Below are 18,128 nucleotides of genomic sequence, written 5' to 3' on the forward strand. Positions count from 1 at the left end.
TCATGCCGCTAGAATGCGCGACCATGAGTACGTTAACGATCCGCCTCGCGGCCGCCTATTACGCCTACCCGACTCCTGATTCCAGGCGGTAGCCGCGTGCTCATCCGATCCGCCTGAGGCGGCTCGGAATCCCCGGTCTCCTCGGGCCCAACCAAGGAGACACCATGAACACCACCCCCGACCTCCTCGCCCTGCTGCAAGCCCGTGGCTTCGTGCACCAGTGCACCGACCTGGAAGGCCTGCGCCAGCACCTCGCCCAGGGCCCGGTCAGCCTCTACCTGGGCTTCGACGCCACCGCGGACAGCCTCCACGTCGGCCACCTGCAGGGCCTGATGCTGATGCGCTGGATGCAGCGCTTCGGCCACCACCCGATCCTGCTGATCGGCGGCGCCACCACGCGCATCGGCGATCCCAGCTTCCGTGACGAGAGCCGGCCGATGCTGAGCGAGGCACAGATCCAGGCGAACATCGCCGGCATCACCTCCGCCTTCGGCCGCTACGTCGACCTCGACGCCCCCGGCGCGCGGGTGGTGGACAATGCCGAGTGGCTCGACGGCATCGGCTACCTGGCCTTCCTCAACCAGGTGGGGCGGCATTTCTCGGTCAACCGCCTGCTGACCTTCGACGCGGTGCGCCAGCGCCTGGACCGCGAGCACTCGCTGTCCTTCCAGGAGTTCGGCTACACCCTGCTGCAGGCCCACGACTTCACCGAGCTGGCACGCCGGCATGGCTGCACCCTGCAGCTGGGCGGTGCGGACCAGTGGGCGAACATCATCAACGGCGTGGAGCTGGGGCGCCGCCAGGGCACCGCGCCGCTCTATGGACTGACCATGCCGCTGCTGACCACCAGCGACGGGCGCAAGATGGGCAAGTCCGCCAATGGCGCGGTGTGGCTCAACGCCGATCGCCTGGCGCCCTATGCCTTCTGGCAGTTCTGGCGCAACTGCGACGACCGCGATGTGGCCCGCTTCCTGGCCCTGTTCACCGAACTGGAGCTGGACGAGATCGCCCGCCTGGCAGCGCTCAAGGGCGCCGAGCTGAACGCTGCCAAAGTGGTGCTGGCCAACCACGCCACCGCCCTGGCCCACGGCGAGGCGGCGGCCCGTGAGGCGGAGGCCACGGCAGCGGCGCTGTTCGGCGGCGGCCAGGGCGACCTGGCGGCGGTGCAGCTGGAGCTGTCGGCCGAGGCGCTGGCGCGGGGCGCGACGCTGATCGACCTGTTGCTGGATGCCGGCCTGCAGCCCTCCCGCGGCGCGGCCCGGCGCCTGGCCGCCGGCGGTGGCGTGCGCCTGGACGGGGTGGAAGTGCGCGACCTCGACGCGCCGCTGCCGGCCGATGCCCAGGGCTGGACCCTGAGCCTGGGCAAGAAGCGCCACTACGCGATCCGCGTGACCCGGGACTGAGGGTCAGGCCGGGGCGCTCTCCGGCGCCTCGGCCTCGCGGGCCTGGGCGTCGAGCATGGCCTGGATCTCCTGGGTGGCCTGGCGGGTGTTGCCGGCGAGCTTCTTCACCTCGTCGGCGACCACCGAGAAGCCCCGGCCGACATCGCCGGCCCGCGCGGCTTCGATAGCGGCATTCAGGGCCAGCAGGTTGGTCTGCTCGGCGATGCCCTTGATCACCCCCACCACCTGGGCGATCTGCCCGTAGGCCTGCTGGTTGCGCCGCTGGCGCTGCTCGTGGGCCAGGTGCAGGGCGCGCTCGTCGCTGATGTCGCGCACGGCGCCGATCACCCGGTACAGCCGGCCGCCTTCGTCGCGCACCGCCCGCCCGCGCTCGCGGCACCAGATGTAGCCGCGCTGGCGATGGCGCATGCGGTACTCCACCACGTATTCGCCGCTGCCGGCGGGGTCGGCGATCTCCCGCTCGAACAGCCCCAGCACCCGGGGCAGGTCCTCGGGGTGGGTGATGCCCACCTGGCTGTCCCAGCCATCGGGCAGTTCGTCCGGGCGGTAGCCGAGCACGGCGCGGAACTGGTTGGAGATGCGCATCAGGCTGTGGGGGTCATCGAGGCGCCCGTTGGCCACCTGCAGGTCCCAGCAGCCCTCGGTGAGGGTGGCGCGGGTCTGCTCCCAGACATGGGTTTCCAGCGCCCAGTCGCGCTGGGCCTGGGCCCAGTGCCGGCGTTCGGCGTCGAAGGCCTGGAGGGTCTCGGCCTGCTGCCCTTCGAGCTGGGCGAGCTGCCGCGCAAGATCGGCGAGGCGGGCCCGGTCGGCCGCGTGCTCGCGCTGGCAGCGCGTTAGGTCGGCACCCAGGCGCTGCGCCTCCAGCAGGGCCTGGCGCAGGTCCTCCAGGGGTTCGGCGAGTGCGCGGTCGTGGAGTTGGGCGGGCGTTTGGCCGGGGTCGGCGAGCACCTGCCGCAGCAAGGTGTCGAGTTGGCGGACCCAGTCCTTTCGGGTGTCGCGGAACAGCATGCATCCTCCCGGGCGCCGCCCCGGCGAGGAAGGGGGGAAGGGCGACGTGCCGGGCACTCTAGGAAAGCCGCCGGGCAGGGTCTTGCACGACCCTGCCCGGCGCTTGACCGAGCCTGCCGGCACGGATCAGGCAGCGATGATGGCCTTGAGCACGCTGCGGAAGGTCTCCACCTGTTCGGCGCTGAACTGGCTGAAGACGCTGTCCTGCTGCTCCTGGGCGATGCTCCAGAGCGCTTCGGCCTGCTCCACGCCCAGCGGCGTGAGGGCGTAGCTGCCGCCCTGCTCCACCACCATGTCCTTGCGCCGGAGGATGGCGGCCGCTTCCTCGATCTCGCGCCTGGGCATCGCCACTTCGCGCTGCAGGCCGCACTCGTCGAGGCCGGCGTCGTTCTCCAGCACCATCAACATGCGCGCCTCGCTGGTGCGCAGGCCGGTGGACAGCTGGCGCGGCTGGTAGACGGCCTGGTAGCTGCGCAGGGCCTGGGTCATGAGGTAGTAGAGGTTGTGCCGCAGGCGGCCCTGGAAGGCGCTGGTGGCGGGACGCTCCTCTTCCTTGCGGGTCATCCGCGCATGGGGCAGGACCATGGAATAGGCGCCCTGGTGGTAGAGCAGCGGGGAGCGGCCGAAGTCGTCGAAGGCCACCACCTTGCCGATCAGGATCCAGTGGTCGCCGCCCTCGATCTGCGCCCACTTCTCGCACTGGAAGCGCGCCGAGCAGTCGGCGAACAGCGGGGAGCCGCCAAGGCCGACCTCGTGCTCGAAGCCGGCGAACTTGTCGTCCTTGGAGCGGGCGAAGCGGTTGGACAGGTCGATCTGGTCGGCGGCCAGGATGTTCACCGCGAAGTGGCTGGCCGCCTCGAACACCGGCAGGCTGCCGGAGCGCTTGTCGATGCTCCAGAGGATCAGCGGCGGGTCGAGGGACACGGAGTTGAAGCTGTTGGCGGTGACGCCGGCCTTCTCGCCCGAGGCGGTGGCGGCGGTGACGATGGTCACGCCGGTGGCGAAGTTGCCCAGCGCGCGACGGAAGTCGCGCGGGTCGAAGCACGCTTGGGTAGTCATAGTCGTCTCGCTGGCCGCCCTGCTGGCGAGGGCGGCGTTCTTGTTATCGGGTGGCGGGGTCAGACCATGCTCGGGTCCGGCTCCAGCCCCATCAGCTCGCGGCCGAGGATCTGCGCGCAGACGTCGTAGTCGGTGTAGGCGTGGGCGCCGGTCATGTGGGAGTCACGGAACAGGCGCTGCATCTCGTTGCCTTCGAACCAGGCGGTGCCGCCGGCGGCTTCGAACAGACGGTCCACGGCCTGGATGCACATCTTCACGGCGTAGGCCTGGTTGGTGCGCCAGTAGGCCAGCGTCTCGCGGCTCGGGTACTCGTGGCGCTCGCCGTGGGCGGCGTGGTCCTGCCAGGTCTTCTCCAGGAAGGCGCGGGCGGCGGCCACCTGGTGGGTCGACTCGGCCAGGCGCATCAGTGCCGGGGTGGCGGTGCCGACGCTGGCGCCGGTGTAGGCCCGCACGCGGTTTCTGGTCTTCTCCTTGAAGGCCTCCAGCATGCGCTCGGCGATGCCCAGGCTGATGGAGGCGAAGCCGCTGGCGAAGTACGGGCGGTACGGGGTGTAGAAGATCTTGCTGTCGGGGTACAGGCCGAAGCCGGCGGAGCGGCCTTCCATCATGTCCTTGGCGGCCTGGATGCGGTGGTTGGGGACGAAGGCGTCCTTGATCACCAGGGTCTTGGTGCCGCTGCCGCGCATGCCGGCGGCGAACCAGTCGTCACGGATCTCGTAGTCGCTGCGCGGCAGCACAGCGAAGCAGTAGACCAGCTCACCCTCGGCGTTCTGCCGGCGGCAGCCGACGATGGCCCACTCGGCGTGGTCGCAACCGCTGCTCCAGCCCATCTCGCCGTTGAAGCGCACACCGCCGTCCACTTCCTCGATGCGGCCGAAGGGGGCGATGGAGCTGCTGGCGGTGGCGTCCGGGTCCTTGCCCCAGATTTCGTCCTGCAGTTGCTTGGGGAACATCGCCAGCTGGTGGCTGTGGGTGCACAGCAGGCTGAAGGCCCAGGCGGTGCTGGCACAGGCGCCGGCCAGGGCGATGACGCACTCGGTGAATTCCGGCAGGGAGATCTCCAGGCCGCCATAGGCACGGGGCTGGAAGGCGCGGTGCATGCCGATGCCCTTGAGCATGGCGATGTTCTCGGCGGGGACCATGCGATCACGCTCGGCCTGGGCGGCATTGGCGGCGATGGCGGGGAGGATTTCCCGCAGTGCGTCGAGCAGGGGATTTGTCTTTTTCATCTGGAGGCCCTGGTTATTGTTGGTCGCAGGCAGGCGCTACCGCGAACGCTCCGGAACACCCGGCATGCGTGACATGCGGTCTGACTACCCGGTGGGGTTCGGGCACATTATGAAGATATGAACGATCCCCCTGAATGGACGTTCCACAGGGTCGATTGTACTTTCCATGGGATTTCCGCGATTTCATGCCCGGCTTTCCAAGCGCTGCCGACGCCCGGCCCCGCCCGCGCCGGGAGGCACCCGTTGCGACAGATATGAATATGTTAATGAACGGCGTTTTTCATTAGCATGGGCGCCCCGCCCTCCCTTGCCGCCGCCCGACCATGACCTGGCCCACCGCCCTGCGTGCCCTGCGCCACCGCAACTTCCGCCTGTACTTCTTCGGCCATGCCGTTTCCACCCTGGGCACCTGGATCCAGCAGGTGGCGCTGGCCTGGCTGGTGTACCGCCTTACCGGCTCCTCGGCGCTGCTGGGGCTGGTGACCTTCGTGGCGCTGCTGCCGCAGTTGCTGGTGGGCCCGCTGGCCGGCGCCTGGATCGACCGGCACGACAAGCGCCGCCTGCTGATCGCGGTGGAGGCGCTGCTCGGGGTGCAGGCCGCCACCCTGGCGGCGCTGACCGCCAGCGGCCTGATAGGGCCGGGGCTGATCGTATTCATGGCCGGGCTGCTGGGGGTGCTCAACGCGGTGGACACGCCGCTGCGCCAGTCGCTGCTCAGCCGCTTCGTCGACGAGCGCGAGGACCTGGCCAACGCCCTGGCACTGAACGCCATGCTCTTCACCCTCGCCCGCTTCGTTGGCCCGCCCCTGGCCGGGCTGCTGCTGGGGGTGGTCAGCGAGGCGCTGTGCTTCGCCCTCAACGCCCTCTCCTACGGCGCGCTGATGCTGGGTCTGTGGCGGGTGCGCATGGGGCCGATCCCGCGGGCCAGCGGCTCGTTCCGCAACGTGTTCGGCGAAGGGGTGGCCTATGCACGGGGCACGCCGACGGTGAAGGCGATGATGCTCAGCGTGATGGCGGTCAACCTCACCGCCTCCAGCTACGTGGTGCTGCTGCCGGTGTTCGCCAAGGACATCTTCGCCGGTGATGCCACCACCCTCGGCTGGCTCTGGGGGGCGGCCGGGCTCGGCTCGCTGGCCTCCAGCGTGCTGCTGGCCAGCCACCGGGCGCCGAGCGCCCTGCCCCGGGTCATCCTCGCGTCGGCGGCGGCCAGCGGGCTGGCCATGCTGGTGTTCGCCTGGAGCACGCAGCTATGGCTGTCGCTGGTGGCGATGGCGGTATTGGGCTTCGGCATCTCCAGCAGCAACGTCGGCACCAACATCGTGCTGCAGAGTTCGGCACCGGAGACCCTGCGCGGGCGGGTGGTGTCGCTGTACACCTCGGTGCGCTTCGGCTTCGACGCCATCGGCGGGCTGCTTGCCGGCCTGCTGGCGGCGCAGCTGGGCGCGCCGCCGGTGCTGGCCGCAGCCGGCGTGCTGTTGCTGCTCTATTGCCTGTGGGATGCGCGCCGGGCCAGCCGGTAGGCCAGCAGGCAACCGATGCCGGTGGCGCCGATCACCAGGCACATGGGCAGCGGGGTGCCGTCGTACAGGGCGCTGACCAGCGCGCTGCAGGCGGTGCCCAGACCGAACTGGGTGGCCACCGCCAGCCCGGCCGCCGCACCGGCCTGCCCCGGATAGGCCGCCAGCAGGCAGGCCAGGCAGTTGGCGCCGAGCAACCCGGTGACGCTGACGTACGCCACCACGCAGGCCACCACCATCGGCAACCCGCCGACCCCGGCGAGCCCCACGCCGGCCAGGGCCAGCCCGGCCACGGCGGCCACGGCGGTGCCCCAGGCCAGCATGCGCTCGGGCGACACGCGCCCCACCAGCCGGGCATTCAGGAAGGTGGCGACGATGATGCCGGCGATGTTCAGCCCGAACAGCCAGGCATAGCCCAGGGGCGAGACGCCGAAGTAGCCGATGTAGACGAAGGGCGAGGCGGTGATGAAGGCGAACATGCCGGCGAAGCACAGGCCCATGCAGAAGATGTAGCCCAGCGCCAGCGGCTGCAGCGCCATGCGCCCGTAGGCGCGGAAGGCCTCGCCCAGGGTGCGGCCACGGGCCTCCGGCAGGTGCGTCTCGGGGATCTTCCAGGCGGTGGCCAGCAGGCACAGCCCGGCGAACACCATCAGCACCACGAACAGCGAGCGCCAGCCGGCCACCAGCATCAGGTAGCCGCCCAGCAGCGGCGCCACCAGGGTGGCGAACATGGTCACCAGGTGCATCAGCGAGAGCACCCGGGCCGCATCGCGCAGGGGGAACAGGTCCCGCACGATGGCCCGCGCCAGCACCGAGGCCGCGGCCCCGCCGAGGGCCTGCAGCAGGCGCCAGGCGATCAGCGCCTCGACGCCGCTGGCCAGCACGCAGCCGAGGCTGGCCACCAGATACAGGGCGATGCCACCCAGCAGCAGGCGGCGCCGGCCGTAGCGGTCGGACAGCGGCCCGTAGGCGAGCATGCCCAGGCACAGCCCGGCGAGGAACACGCCGATGGTCAGCTGCACCGCCGACTCCGGCGCGCCCAGGTCGGCGGCGATGCGCGGCAGGCTCGGCAGGTACATGTCGATCGACAGCGGGGCGAAGGCCACCAGGGCGGCCAGCAGCACGATCAGGCGCTGGGGCTGGGCAACGGTCGGGGTCATGGGCGGGTTCCGCAGCGGCAGGAAGGAAACGGCCGCCCGCAGGCGGCCGGTTGGATCAGAGGCTGAGCAGCCACAGGCTGAGCCCGGGGAAGGCCACCAGCAGGGCGATGCGCACCAGGTCGGAACAGAGGAAGGGCACGATGCCCCGTGCCGTCTCGCCGTAGGGCACGTCGCCAGCGGCGCGCTGGACGATGAACAGGTTCATGCCCAGGGGCGGGTGGATCAGGCCGATCTCCACCACCATCAGCGCGAGGATGCCGAACCAGATGGACTTCTCCGTCTCGCCGAGGCCGAAGAAATCCAGGCCCATGATCATCGGGTAGAAGATCGGGATGGTCAGCAGGATCATCGCCAGCGAATCCATCACGCAGCCCAGCAGCAGGTACAGGGCGAGGATCAGGATCAGCACCAGCATCGGCGCCAGGCCGCTGCCGATCACCCAGGCCGCCAGCTCGCCGGGCATCTGGGTCAGCGCCAGGCCGGAGTTGAGCAGGTCGGCGCCCAGCAGCACGAGGAAGATCATCGCGGTGGTCTCGGCGGTGCCCAGCAGGCTGGCGCGCAGCCCGCTCCAGCGCATGCCGCCCTGCAGCACGGCGAGCACGCCACAGGCGGCGGCGCCGATGGAGGCGGCCTCGGTGGGGTTGGCCCAGCCGCCGTAGATGCCGACGATCACCACCAGGAACACGCCGATCACCGGGCTCACGCCCAGCAGCGCGCGCAGCCGCTCCGCCGTGCTGGCACGGGGGGAGACGGTGGCCTGGCTCTCGTCCCGCGCCACCATGATCCGCAGCACCAGCATGTAGCCGAGGATGGCGATCACCCCCGGCACGATGGCGGCGACGAACAGCTTGGCGATGGATTCCTGGGTCAGCACCGCGTAGATGATCAGCGGCACCGACGGCGGGATGAGGATGCCCAGGGTGCCGCCCGCCGCCACCGTGGCGGTGGCCAGGCGCCCGGAATAGTTGTGCCGGCGCAGCTCCGGCAGGGCCACGTGGCTCATGGTGGCGGCGGTGGCCAGGGACGATCCGCAGATGGCCCCGAAGCCGGCGCAGGCGCCGATGGCGGACAGGCCCATGCCGCCCTTCCAGTGGCCGATGAAGGCCGAGGCGCAGCGGAAGATGGCCCGCGACAGGCCGCCGTGGGTGGCGAACTGGCCCATCAGCACGAACAGCGGGATCACCGCCAGGTCGTAGTTGGACAGCCGCGAATAGGCCAGGTCGTTGAGGGTGAACAGCAGCGAGGACAGGTCACCGTCGTTGACCGCCCAGAAGCAGGCGGCGCCGCCCACCAGCATGGTGATGCCGATATGCACCCGCAGCAGCAGCAGGCTCATGGTGATGGCCAGGGCGATCAGCCCGAGGGCGAGGCCGCTCATGCCGCACCCCCGCCGCCCAGTACCCGCGCCGCCCGGGCCAGCGCGCACAGGGCGAGCAGGCCGAGGCTGGGCACGATCAGCGCCAGGGGGATCCACAGCGGCAGCGAGAGCAGCGTGGTGGCATCGCCGTATTCGCGGTTGTCGACCATCTGCAGCGCGGTGCGCCAGGCCAGCAGGCCGGCCGCGGCGGCGCACAGCAGGTGGGCCAGGGTGTCCAGGCCACGGCGGATGCCCGCCGGCAGCCAGTTGCTCAGGGCATCGACGCGGATGTGCATGCCGCGCAGCTCGCACAGCGGCAGGAAGGCGGCGATGGCGATGGCCGCGCCGACTTCCATCAGCTCCATGTCACCGCGCACCGGGGTGGAGAACAGCTTGCGGCCGATGATGGAGAGCATGGACATGCCCACCAGGGCGATCAGCACCAGGCCACCGGCCAGGGCGAAGGCCTCGGCCACCCGCAGCAGCCCCCGCTGCAGCGGACCGAGGTCCGCCGCCGGGGTGAAATCCAGGGATTCCTTCATGGCGCTTACCGGGCCTCGCTGGCGAGGGTGCGCACGCCGTCGACCAGGGCACGGCCGTCCAGGCCCTTGCCGTCGGCCTCGCTGATCCACTGCTCGACGGCACCGGCCGAGGCCTTGCGCAGGGCTTCGTAGTCGGCCTCGGCGAAGGTCACCCGCGCGTCGGCCGGGGTGGCGGCGACGGCGGCATCGGTGGCCTTGTCCCAGGCGCTGGCGAAGCGTTCCGACAGGGCCTTGCCACTGTTGCGCTCGATGATGGCCTGCAGGTCCGGCGGCAGGCTGTCGAACTTGCGCGGGTTCATCAGCATCGCCAGCACGGTGTAGCCCACGGCGGGCTGCCCTTCCGGCACGTCGGTGTGGAACTGGGTCACTTCGTCGAGCTTGGTGGCGGGCACCACTTCCCAGGCGGCCAGGGCGCCATCCACCACGCCCTTGGAGATGGCTTCGGTCATCTGCGCCGGCGGCATGCTCACCGGGGTCGCGCCCAGGCTTTCGACGGTCTTGGCGGCGGTGCGGCTGGAGGCCCGCAGCTTCAGCCCGGCCAGGTCCGCCAGGGTCTTCACCGGCTGGCCACGGGTGTGCAGGCTCATGCCGCCATCACCGTGGACCACCAGCACCTTGTAGCCCTTGAAGTCGTCCTTGGCGTAGCGCTCGTAGTAATCCCAGATGATGGCGTTGCCCCGCGCACCGCCGCTGGGCAGCACGAACGGCAGCTCCAGCGCCTCGACCCGGGGGAACTTGCCGGCGGAATAGGCCGGGGCGGTCCAGACGATGTCGGCCACGCCGTTGCGCGCCATGTCGGCGAGCTTGGCCGGCGTGCCGCCGAGCTGCATCGAGGGGTAGAGCTGGCAACGCAGGCGCCCGGCGGACTCCTCGGTCAGCTGCGCGCACCAGGGCTCGATGATGTTGGCCTGGGCGTTGGAGGTGGAAGGCAGGAAATGCGCCACCTTGAGGGTGATCACATCGGCGGCCTGGGCCAGGTGCGCCAGCGGCAGGGCCAAGCACAGGGTAGCGAGGGGAAGGATCTTCATCGGGGTGGCTCCTTGTTGTTCTTGTAGGGCAGGACGGGGAACGCAATTCTGTTAATAAGTTAATTTTATTGCGCGCACTGTCAACACCTCTTCGCGGGACCGCTGCGTCTCAGGCTGGGTCAACTCGCGTCCTTCATTCAATTAAATTCATGTAAATCAATTAGTTAAATAACAATTCACACACGCGAAGGTCACCTACCCCACCAAGGTCGATCCCCAGCCGTATTGTTAAAATATTAACTAAATGCCTAGAGTATGCCCGCCATCGCCCACCCGACGGCGATGGTTTCCCCTCAATCCTGGAGACAAGAACAATGATCAGGACCCCGAAACCGCTGGCACTCGCCTGCCTGCTGGGCCCCGCGCTGGGCCTCGGTGGCGTGGCACGGGCCGACTTCCTGGCCGACAGCAAGGCCAGCGTCGAAGCCCGCAACATGTACATGAACCGCGACTTCCGCCAGCACGGCGCCGCCCAGGCCAAGGCCGAGGAATGGGCCCAGGGCTTCACCCTGCGCTACGAGTCCGGCTTCACCGAAGGCACCGTCGGCTTCGGCCTGGACGCCATGGGCCAGACCGCCATCAAGCTCGACTCCGGCAAGGGCCGGCGCGGCACCGGCCTGCTGCCCTACGGCGCCCAGAGCCACGAGCCCGAGGACACCTACAGCGAGCTGGGCGTGACCGCCAAGCTGCGCCTGGCGCGCAGCGTGCTGAAGCTCGGCACCCTGCAGCCGCAGCTGCCGGTGGCCGCCTACAACGACGTGCGCCTGCTCTCCTCCACCTACTCCGGCGGCCTGCTGACCTCCCAGGACGTGGATGGGCTGACGCTGAACGTCGGCCGGCTGGAGAAGATCAACCTGCGTGACTCCTCCAGCAACGACGAGATGAACTACGGCGGCGTGGAAAGCGCACACCTGGACCTGATCGGCGGCAGCTACGCGGTCAACCCGGGGCTGACCCTCAGCTACTACGCCGCGCAGATGGAGGACATCTACCGCCAGCACTTCGTCGGCCTGGTGCACAACGCCACCCTCGGCGACGGGGTGACGCTGAAGACCGACCTGCGCTACTTCGACACCGGCGAGCACGGCGACCACCGCTACCGCAGCGCCAAGCGGGTGGACGGCGGGCGCATCGACAACCGCTTCTTCAACGGCATGCTCACCCTCGGCATGGGCGCCCACAAGGTCGGCCTGGGCTACCAGAACCTCTCCGGCGACGGCGACTTCGCCTACCCGGGGCTGGACCCGTACTCGGTCAACCTGGTGACCTTCAACGTCTTCACCAAGGCCGAGACGGACGCCTGGCAGGCGCGCTACGACTTCGACTTCGCCGCCCTGGGCATCCCCGGCCTGAGCTTCATGACCCGCTACGTGAGCGGTGAACACGTGCAGACGGCCAGCGTGCGCAACGGCAAGGAATGGGAGCGCGACACCGACCTGGCCTACGTCTTCCAGGACGGCCCGCTGAAGGGCTTCAACGTGCGCCTGCGCAACGCCACCTTCCGCTCCAGCAACGGGCTGACCACCGACGTGGACGAGAACCGGCTGATTCTCGGCTACACCCTGCCGCTGTTCTGAGCCCCGTCGCGTCTCCCCGATGGCCACACGGGCCGCCGGGGAGCCGGCATTCGGCGCGCCCCGGCGGTGGCTCGGTGCTGGCGTGAGCGTGGAGGGATCTAGACCGGAAGCGATAGGTGGGTGCGGATCGCCTCCAGCGCCGCGTCCACCGTCAGCCGGGCCGTGTCGACGGTGAAGGGCGGGCTCTCCCACGGGTCGAACGCGTGCCGCTGCACGGACGCCCAGGTGGGCGGCACCAGGCCCGGGATGTCGCCCTGGCGCGTCTCGACCCGGCGCCGGTGCTCGGCCGCGTCACTGCAGATCACCCGCACGTCGCACAGCCTCGCGCCGGCGTCGGCTGCCACCTGTGCCCAGGCCTGGCGGCTCTCGGCCACCGGGTTGACGCAATCCACCACCACCCGATGCCCCAGCCGCAGGTTGCCCAAGGCCAGGCCGTTGGCCACGCGGTAGCCACTGGTGCCCACGTCGGCGGCGATGCCGGCATCGCGGATGGCCTGCTCGATCACGTCGAGCCGCAGGTACACCGCGCCCAGCTCGCGGGCCAGGCGCGATGCGAGCGTGGTCTTGCCGGTGCCCGGCAGACCCGTGAAGACGATCAGCACGCTCATTTCATTCCGTCCCTCGGCTGCTGCGGTAGGCCCCCGGGGTCATCCCGGCGTGGCGGGTGAAGAAGCGGCTGAAGTAGGCCGGGTCCTTGAAGCCCAGGCGGTAGCCGATGCCGTTCACCGACTCCCCGGTGAACAGCAGCAGGCGCCGCGCTTCCTGCATCAGCCGTTCGAACACCAGACGCTTGGAGGGCATGCCGGCGATGCGTCGGCACACCTCGTTGAGCCGTGCCTCGGTCACGCCCAGGGCATCGGCGTACTGGCCCAGGCCCCAGTGCTCGGGGTAGCGCTGTTCGATCAGCACGTTGAAACGCTGGAAGATGTGCAGGTCCTCGCGGCGGGCCGGCTGGGCGGCCAGGGAGCGGCTGGAGAGGCGCAACAGGCTGATGAAGATCAGCTCGGTCAGCGCCACCAGGCTCAGGGCGCGGCCCGGTCGGCTGTCGGCGAATTCCTGGCGCAGTTCGTCGAACAACAGGTTCAGGCGCGCCACCTCCCCTTCGTAGCGCTGCTCCAGCGCCCCCACCGACACGCACAACGGCGCGATGCGCGGGCCGCTGGCGAGCCCGGCGTGGGCCTCCAGCAGCGGCCACACCAGTTGCTGGCGCACGGTCAGCACATGGCCGTCGCTTTCCGCATCGGTGACGAAGGCGTGGGTGATGGTGGGCGGGGTGAGGAAGAACATCGGCCCTTCCTGGACGAAGCCCTCGTCGTCGAGGAACACCCGCACGGTGCCGCTCTTGACGTAGTGCACCTGGAAGAAGCGGTCGTGGCGGTGCACCGGCATGTTGCGGCCGAAGAAGTCGGCGAGCTTGCCGAGTGCCTCGTAGTGCACGTCGGCATCGGCGTAGCGCTGGTCATAGACCTGGCCGATGTCGATGTTGGGGATGGGCGAGGACACCGCCATCGTGGCCGCCTCCGCGGGGCTCAGGGCTTGATCTGCTTCAGCTCGTTGAGCAGGTCCAGGAGCTGCTGCAGCTTGGCCTCGCCGAACTGCTGGTGGATCTTCTGGTAATTGCGCTCCATGCCATCGCTCATGGACACGAAGCACTGCTGGCCCTTCTCGGTCAGGCCGACGAAGACCCGGCGCTGGTCCTGGGCGGACTTCCAGCGGCGCACCACGCCATCACGCTCCAGGCGCGCCAGCACGCCGGTCATGCTCGGCTTGAGGATGCAGGCCTGCTGCGCCAGCTGGTGGCTTTCCATCTCGCCGGACTGGCGCAGGATGCGGATGACCCGCCACTGCTGCTCGGTCAGCCCGTGCTGGTTGAGCAGCGGCCTGAAGAAGGCCATGGCGGCCTCGCGGGCCTGCAGCAGGGTCAGGGTCAGGGACGGTCGTGGGGTCGACATCAGGCGGTCTCGGTGGGAAGTGAAGGTGAAGAATTTAATCAACAACCGCCGAACCGAGGCAATTACCTTCCTGCTGCCACAGCCTGTAAGCCCCCGCCTGGCAACCCGGTGCAACTCGGTTTGGCAGCCAGCGACAAGTCCCGTTTGCCCTCCGCGCTTTAAATAGCCACAGCCCGATCGCACGACCAAGGCTTGATTGTAGTTAACATATTAACTATAAAAGTTAACCTGTTAATGAGTTAACGGTTTTCAGGTGCTGCGCTCCCACCGTCGAGCCCACCTGGTTTTTTCATCGGGGCCCTGCCCCACCTGCGTCAGGAGTGAACAGATCCATGCGTCGCGCCACTAGCGAAGTCGCCCAAGGCACCCTGTTCGGCGTCGCGCTGAACTACAGGGGGCTGCTGGAAAGCCGACTGCCCGAGTTCAACGAGCCGCCCTACCAGAAGCCGCCGGTCAAGCCGGTGCTCTTCATCAAGACCCCGAACACCCGCAACCACGACGGCGGTGCCGTGCCCTTCCCGGCCGGCGAGCGCCTGCAGCCGGGCCCGGCCCTGGGCGTGGTGATCGGCCGCGACGCCAGCCGCGTCAGCGCCGAGGACGCCCTGGCCCACGTGGCCGGCTACGTCATCGTCAACGAGTTCAGCCTGCCGGAAACGAGCTACTACCGCCCGGCGGTGAAAGCCAAGTGCCGCGACGGCTTCTGCGCCCTCTCCGACGAGCTGGTGCCGGCCGAGAGCATCGGCAACCCGCACGCCCTGGGCATTCGCCTGCGGGTGAACGGCGAGCTGCGCCAGGAGAACAGCACCGCCAACCTGGTGCGCAGCATCCCCCAACTGATCGCCGAGATCAGCGAGTTCATGACCCTGCACGAAGGCGACGTGCTGATCACCGGCACCCCGGAAGGCCGCGTCGACGTGCAGCCCGGCGATGAGGTGGTGGTTGAGATCGACGGCCTCGGCCGCCTCGCCAACACCGTGGTTGCGGAATAAGGAGCCCCTGATGAAACACGCACGCATCCGATACCAGGGCGACATCCACGCCGTGACCGTCGAAGACGGCAACGCCGTCCGCCTCGCCGATGGCCGCCTGCTGGCCGAAGACCAGGTCGAGTGGCTGCCCCCGGCCACCGGCAGCATGTTCGCCCTCGGCCTGAACTACGCCGACCACGCCGCCGAACTGGCCTTCAAGGCGCCCACCGAGCCGCTGGCCTTCATCAAGTCCCCCGGCACCTACACCGGCCACAACCAGGTCACCTGGCGCCCGGACAACGTCGCCTACATGCACTACGAGTGCGAGCTGGTGGCGGTGATCGGCAAGCCCGCGCGCAACGTTAAGCGCGAGGACGCCCTGCAGTACCTGGCCGGCTACACCGTCTGCAACGACTACGCCATCCGCGACTTCCTCGAGAACTACTACCGCCCCAACCTGCGGGTGAAGAACCGCGACTGCACTACCCCGGTCGGCCCCTGGATCGTCGACGCCGCCGACGTGCCGGACCCGTCGAAGCTCAGGCTGCGCACCTGGATCAACGGCGAGCTGAAGCAGGAAGGCACCACCGCCGACATGATCTTCGACATCCCCTACCTGATCGAATACTTCTCCAGCTTCATGACCCTGCAGCCGGGCGACATGATCGCCACCGGCACGCCGGAGGGCCTGGCCGACGTGGTGCCGGGCGATGAAGTGGTGGTGGAAGTGGAAGGCGTCGGCCGCCTGGTCAACCGAATCGTCAGCGAAGCCGAGTTCTTCGCCCGCAAACAAGAGGCATGAGCAGCATGATCAAGCACTGGATCAACGGCCAGGAAGTCGAAAGCAAAGAGACCTTCGTCAACTACAACCCGGCCACCATGGACGCCATCGGCGAAGTCGCCAGCGGCGGCGCCGAAGAGATCGCCGCGGCCGTCGCCGCCGCCAAGGACGCCTTCCCCAAGTGGGCCAACACCCCAGCCAAGGAGCGCGCCAAGCTGATGCGCAAGCTGGGTGAGCTGATCGACCAGAACGTGCCCAAGCTGGCCGAGCTGGAGACCCTGGACACCGGCCTGCCGATCCACCAGACGAAGAACGTGCTGATCCCCCGCGCCTCGCACAACTTCGAGTTCTTCGCCGAGGTCTGCACCCGCATGGACGGCCACAGCTACCCGGTGGACGACCAGATGCTCAACTACACCCTCTACCAGCCGGTGGGCGTGTGTGGCCTGGTCTCCCCGTGGAACGTGCCGTTCATGACCGCCACCTGGAAGACCGCGCCCTGCCTGGCCCTGGGCAACACGGCCGTGCTGAAGATGAGCGAGCTGTCGCCGCTGACCGCCAACGAACTGGGTCGCCTGGCGCTGGAAGCCGGCATCCCCAAGGGCGTGCTCAACGTGGTGCAGGGTTACGGCGCCACCGCCGGCGACGCCCTGGTCCGCCACCCGGACGTGCGCGCCATCTCCTTCACCGGCGGCACCGCCACCGGCCGCAAGATCATGCAGACCGCCGGCCTGAAGAAGTACTCCATGGAGCTGGGCGGCAAGTCCCCGGTGCTGATCTTCGATGACGCCGACCTCGACCGCGCCCTCGACGCCGCGCTGTTCACCATCTTCTCGCTCAACGGCGAGCGCTGCACCGCCGGCAGCCGCATCTTCATCCAGGAAACCGTCTACGACTGCTTCGTCGCCGAGTTCGCCGCCCGCGCCAAGCGCCTGATCGTCGGCGACCCGCAGGACCCGAAGACCCAGGTCGGCTCGATGATCACCCAGGCCCACTACGACAAGGTCACCGGCTACATCCGCATCGGCATCGAGGAAGGCGCCACCCTGCTGGCCGGCGGCCTGGAGCGCCCGGCGGGCCTGCCCGCGCACCTGTCCAGGGGCCAGTTCATCCAGCCCACCGTCTTCGCCGACGTGGACAACCGCATGCGCATCGCCCAGGAAGAGATCTTCGGCCCGGTGGTGTGCCTGATGAAGTTCAAGGACGAGGCCGAGGCCCTGCGCCTGGCCAACGACACCGAATACGGCCTGGCCTCCTACATCTGGACCCAGGACATCGGCAAGGCCCACCGCCTGGCCCGTGGCATCGAAGCCGGCATGGTGTTCATCAACAGCCAGAACGTGCGAGACCTGCGCCAGCCGTTCGGCGGTGTGAAGGGCTCCGGCACCGGCCGCGAAGGCGGCCAATACAGCTTCGAAGTGTTCGCCGAGATCAAGAACGTGTGCATTTCCATGGGGAGCCACCACATTCCCCGCTGGGGCGTGTAGCCACGCCGGGTACTCATGCAGAACGCCCAGGTGCCGGAACCCGGCACCCAGGGCGTCGTATCAGCTGGCGTGCATCCACAACCACAAGAATCCCGGCCGCCCCACCAGGCGCCCGCCACCAGGAGAACCGTCATGGGCAACGTTGCTCTGGCTGCCAAGATCACCCACGTCCCCTCCATGTACCTGTCGGAGCTGCCCGGCCCGCGCCACGGCTTCCGCCAGGCCGCCATCGACGGGCACATCGAGATCGGTCGCCGCTGCCGCGAACTGAACGTCGACACCATCGTGGTGTTCGACACCCACTGGCTGGTCAACGCCAACTACCACGTCAACTGCGCCGCCCAGTTCGAAGGGCTCTACACCAGCAACGAACTGCCGCACTTCATCAGCAACATGGACTACGCCTTCCCAGGCAACCCCGAGCTGGGCCGCCTGCTGGCCGAGGAATGCAACCGCCTGGGCGTGGAGACCATGGCCCACGACGCCACCACCCTCGCCCCCGAGTACGGCACCCTGGTGCCCATGCGCTACATGAACACCGACCGCCACTTCAAGGTCATCTCCGTCTCCGCCCTGTGCACCTCCCACTACCTCAACGACAGCGCCCGCCTCGGCTGGGCCATGCGCCAGGCCGTGGAGAAGCACTACGACGGCAACGTCGCCTTCCTCGCCAGCGGCTCGCTGTCCCACCGCTTCGCCCAGAACGGCCAGGCCCCCGAGTTCGCCACCAAGGTCTGGAGCCCCTTCCTGGAGACCTTCGACCACCGCGTGGTGCAGATGTGGCAGGACGGCGAATGGGAAGACTTCTGCGCCATGCTCCCCGAGTACGCCGTCAAGGGGCATGGCGAAGGCTTCATGCACGACACCGCCATGCTGCTCGGTGCCCTCGGCTGGTCGAAGTACGACGGCAAGGCAGAGGTCGTGACCCCCTACTTCGGCTCCTCCGGCACCGGCCAGATCAACGCCATCTTCCCGGTCACCCCCCAGGACGGCTCGGCCATTCCCGCCGCCCAGGCCTCCAACCCCGGCGGCAACCCCACCGGCAGCCGCCTCTGAGGAC

The 18,128-nt window shown here is 68.8% G+C and carries 16 protein-coding genes and 1 pseudogene; 7 read left to right on the top strand and 10 right to left on the bottom strand.

Annotated features, from left to right (window positions below):
• The first annotated feature begins 164 nt into the window (after positions 1 to 164).
• Positions 165 to 1,403: a tyrosine--tRNA ligase gene (gene tyrS, locus FBY21_RS11625; RefSeq protein WP_142011146.1), complete on the top strand. Its 1,239-nt coding sequence runs from the start codon at positions 165 to 167 to the stop codon at positions 1,401 to 1,403.
• Between the two features lie 51 nt (positions 1,404 to 1,454).
• Here the strand turns inward: tyrS and FBY21_RS11630 are convergent.
• The 3 genes and pseudogenes from FBY21_RS11630 to FBY21_RS11640 all read right to left on the bottom strand — a co-directional run.
• Positions 1,455 to 2,411, bottom strand: a pseudogene (locus FBY21_RS11630) (methyl-accepting chemotaxis protein); the annotation flags it as partial.
• Positions 2,412 to 2,537: 126 nt separating this feature from the next.
• Positions 2,538 to 3,470, bottom strand: coding sequence for a p-hydroxyphenylacetate 3-hydroxylase reductase component (locus tag FBY21_RS11635; protein WP_142011150.1), 933 nt, complete (start codon positions 3,468 to 3,470; stop codon positions 2,538 to 2,540).
• Between the two features lie 59 nt (positions 3,471 to 3,529).
• On the bottom strand, positions 3,530 to 4,699 hold the full coding sequence (locus tag FBY21_RS11640; RefSeq protein ID WP_044405165.1) for a p-hydroxyphenylacetate 3-hydroxylase oxygenase component: 1,170 nt from the start codon (positions 4,697 to 4,699) through the stop codon (positions 3,530 to 3,532).
• Between the two features lie 323 nt (positions 4,700 to 5,022).
• On the opposite strand from FBY21_RS11640, the gene FBY21_RS11645 reads away from it, so the two are divergent.
• On the top strand, positions 5,023 to 6,219 hold the full coding sequence (locus FBY21_RS11645) for an MFS transporter (RefSeq protein WP_142011152.1): 1,197 nt from the start codon (positions 5,023 to 5,025) through the stop codon (positions 6,217 to 6,219).
• Here FBY21_RS11645 and FBY21_RS11650 read toward each other — a convergent pair.
• Genes FBY21_RS11650 through FBY21_RS11665 form a run of 4 tightly spaced genes read right to left on the bottom strand, consistent with a single transcriptional unit; the run spans position 6,183 to position 10,303 of the window.
• Complete coding sequence (locus FBY21_RS11650) at positions 6,183 to 7,376, bottom strand: Bcr/CflA family multidrug efflux MFS transporter (protein WP_069563642.1); 1,194 nt, start codon at positions 7,374 to 7,376, stop codon at positions 6,183 to 6,185. The two genes, FBY21_RS11645 and FBY21_RS11650, sit on opposite strands and share 37 nt — an antisense overlap.
• Before the next feature lie 55 nt (positions 7,377 to 7,431).
• On the bottom strand, positions 7,432 to 8,754 hold the full coding sequence (locus FBY21_RS11655) for a TRAP transporter large permease (protein WP_044405176.1): 1,323 nt from the start codon (positions 8,752 to 8,754) through the stop codon (positions 7,432 to 7,434).
• Positions 8,751 to 9,275, bottom strand: coding sequence for a TRAP transporter small permease (locus FBY21_RS11660; protein WP_044405178.1), 525 nt, complete (start codon positions 9,273 to 9,275; stop codon positions 8,751 to 8,753). The genes FBY21_RS11655 and FBY21_RS11660 overlap by 4 nt, the downstream gene beginning before the upstream one ends.
• Positions 9,276 to 9,280: 5 nt before the next feature.
• The gene (locus tag FBY21_RS11665) at positions 9,281 to 10,303 is read right to left on the bottom strand and encodes a TRAP transporter substrate-binding protein (protein ID WP_044405181.1); all 1,023 of its coding nucleotides are present in this window, start codon (positions 10,301 to 10,303) and stop codon (positions 9,281 to 9,283) included.
• A gap of 314 nt (positions 10,304 to 10,617) precedes the next feature.
• Between FBY21_RS11665 and FBY21_RS11670 the strand changes: the two genes are divergently transcribed.
• Entirely contained in the window at positions 10,618 to 11,880 is a 1,263-nt protein-coding gene (locus tag FBY21_RS11670) for an OprD family porin (protein ID WP_074968540.1), read from the top strand.
• A gap of 98 nt (positions 11,881 to 11,978) precedes the next feature.
• Here FBY21_RS11670 and FBY21_RS11675 read toward each other — a convergent pair whose 3' ends face one another.
• Genes FBY21_RS11675 through hpaR form a run of 3 tightly spaced genes read right to left on the bottom strand, consistent with a single transcriptional unit; the run spans position 11,979 to position 13,832 of the window.
• A complete protein-coding gene (locus FBY21_RS11675) occupies positions 11,979 to 12,482 on the bottom strand; it encodes an ATP-binding protein (RefSeq protein WP_160158633.1) in 504 nt (167 codons plus the stop codon).
• Positions 12,483 to 12,489: 7 nt separating this feature from the next.
• Positions 12,490 to 13,389 carry a 4-hydroxyphenylacetate catabolism regulatory protein HpaA gene (gene hpaA, locus FBY21_RS11680; RefSeq protein ID WP_142011156.1) on the bottom strand — a complete coding sequence of 300 codons (900 nt, stop codon included), beginning with the start codon at positions 13,387 to 13,389 and terminating at the stop codon, positions 12,490 to 12,492.
• Between the two features lie 20 nt (positions 13,390 to 13,409).
• The gene (gene hpaR / locus FBY21_RS11685; protein ID WP_044405190.1) at positions 13,410 to 13,832 is read right to left on the bottom strand and encodes a homoprotocatechuate degradation operon regulator HpaR; all 423 of its coding nucleotides are present in this window, start codon (positions 13,830 to 13,832) and stop codon (positions 13,410 to 13,412) included.
• 332 nt (positions 13,833 to 14,164) lie between these two features.
• On the opposite strand from hpaR, the gene FBY21_RS11690 reads away from it, so the two are divergent.
• From FBY21_RS11690 to hpaD, 4 genes are all read left to right on the top strand, one after another.
• Entirely contained in the window at positions 14,165 to 14,821 is a 657-nt protein-coding gene (locus tag FBY21_RS11690; RefSeq protein WP_107331043.1) for a fumarylacetoacetate hydrolase family protein, read from the top strand.
• 10 nt (positions 14,822 to 14,831) lie between these two features.
• Positions 14,832 to 15,602: a fumarylacetoacetate hydrolase family protein gene (locus FBY21_RS11695; RefSeq protein ID WP_074968526.1), complete on the top strand. Its 771-nt coding sequence runs from the start codon at positions 14,832 to 14,834 to the stop codon at positions 15,600 to 15,602.
• 5 nt (positions 15,603 to 15,607) lie between these two features.
• On the top strand, positions 15,608 to 17,068 hold the full coding sequence (hpaE, locus tag FBY21_RS11700; protein ID WP_142016406.1) for a 5-carboxymethyl-2-hydroxymuconate semialdehyde dehydrogenase: 1,461 nt from the start codon (positions 15,608 to 15,610) through the stop codon (positions 17,066 to 17,068).
• Positions 17,069 to 17,200: 132 nt separating this feature from the next.
• A complete protein-coding gene (hpaD, locus tag FBY21_RS11705) occupies positions 17,201 to 18,124 on the top strand; it encodes a 3,4-dihydroxyphenylacetate 2,3-dioxygenase (protein WP_142011159.1) in 924 nt (307 codons plus the stop codon).
• Positions 18,125 to 18,128: the final 4 nt, after the last annotated feature.

Origin of the sequence: Pseudomonas sp. SLBN-26 (assembly GCF_006715895.1) — a bacterium.
In the GTDB taxonomy this organism is placed as follows: Bacteria; Pseudomonadota; Gammaproteobacteria; order Pseudomonadales; family Pseudomonadaceae; genus Metapseudomonas; species Metapseudomonas otitidis.

Excerpts from the sequence above, each read along its gene's own strand:
- FBY21_RS11670 (WP_074968540.1), top strand. The coding sequence starts at position 10,618 with ATGATCAGGACCCCGAAACCGCTGGCACTCGCCTGCCTGCTGGGCCCC.
- hpaD (WP_142011159.1), top strand. The coding sequence starts at position 17,201 with ATGGGCAACGTTGCTCTGGCTGCCAAGATCACCCACGTCCCCTCCATG.
- FBY21_RS11635 (WP_142011150.1), bottom strand. The coding sequence starts at position 3,470 with ATGACTACCCAAGCGTGCTTCGACCCGCGCGACTTCCGTCGCGCGCTG.
- hpaE (WP_142016406.1), top strand. The coding sequence starts at position 15,608 with ATGATCAAGCACTGGATCAACGGCCAGGAAGTCGAAAGCAAAGAGACC.
- hpaR (WP_044405190.1), bottom strand. The coding sequence starts at position 13,832 with ATGTCGACCCCACGACCGTCCCTGACCCTGACCCTGCTGCAGGCCCGC.
- FBY21_RS11695 (WP_074968526.1), top strand. The coding sequence starts at position 14,832 with ATGAAACACGCACGCATCCGATACCAGGGCGACATCCACGCCGTGACC.
- FBY21_RS11665 (WP_044405181.1), bottom strand. The coding sequence starts at position 10,303 with ATGAAGATCCTTCCCCTCGCTACCCTGTGCTTGGCCCTGCCGCTGGCG.
- FBY21_RS11660 (WP_044405178.1), bottom strand. The coding sequence starts at position 9,275 with ATGAAGGAATCCCTGGATTTCACCCCGGCGGCGGACCTCGGTCCGCTG.
- tyrS (WP_142011146.1), top strand. The coding sequence starts at position 165 with ATGAACACCACCCCCGACCTCCTCGCCCTGCTGCAAGCCCGTGGCTTC.
- FBY21_RS11655 (WP_044405176.1), bottom strand. The coding sequence starts at position 8,754 with ATGAGCGGCCTCGCCCTCGGGCTGATCGCCCTGGCCATCACCATGAGC.
- hpaA (WP_142011156.1), bottom strand. The coding sequence starts at position 13,389 with ATGGCGGTGTCCTCGCCCATCCCCAACATCGACATCGGCCAGGTCTAT.
- FBY21_RS11650 (WP_069563642.1), bottom strand. The coding sequence starts at position 7,376 with ATGACCCCGACCGTTGCCCAGCCCCAGCGCCTGATCGTGCTGCTGGCC.
- FBY21_RS11690 (WP_107331043.1), top strand. The coding sequence starts at position 14,165 with ATGCGTCGCGCCACTAGCGAAGTCGCCCAAGGCACCCTGTTCGGCGTC.
- FBY21_RS11645 (WP_142011152.1), top strand. The coding sequence starts at position 5,023 with ATGACCTGGCCCACCGCCCTGCGTGCCCTGCGCCACCGCAACTTCCGC.
- FBY21_RS11640 (WP_044405165.1), bottom strand. The coding sequence starts at position 4,699 with ATGAAAAAGACAAATCCCCTGCTCGACGCACTGCGGGAAATCCTCCCC.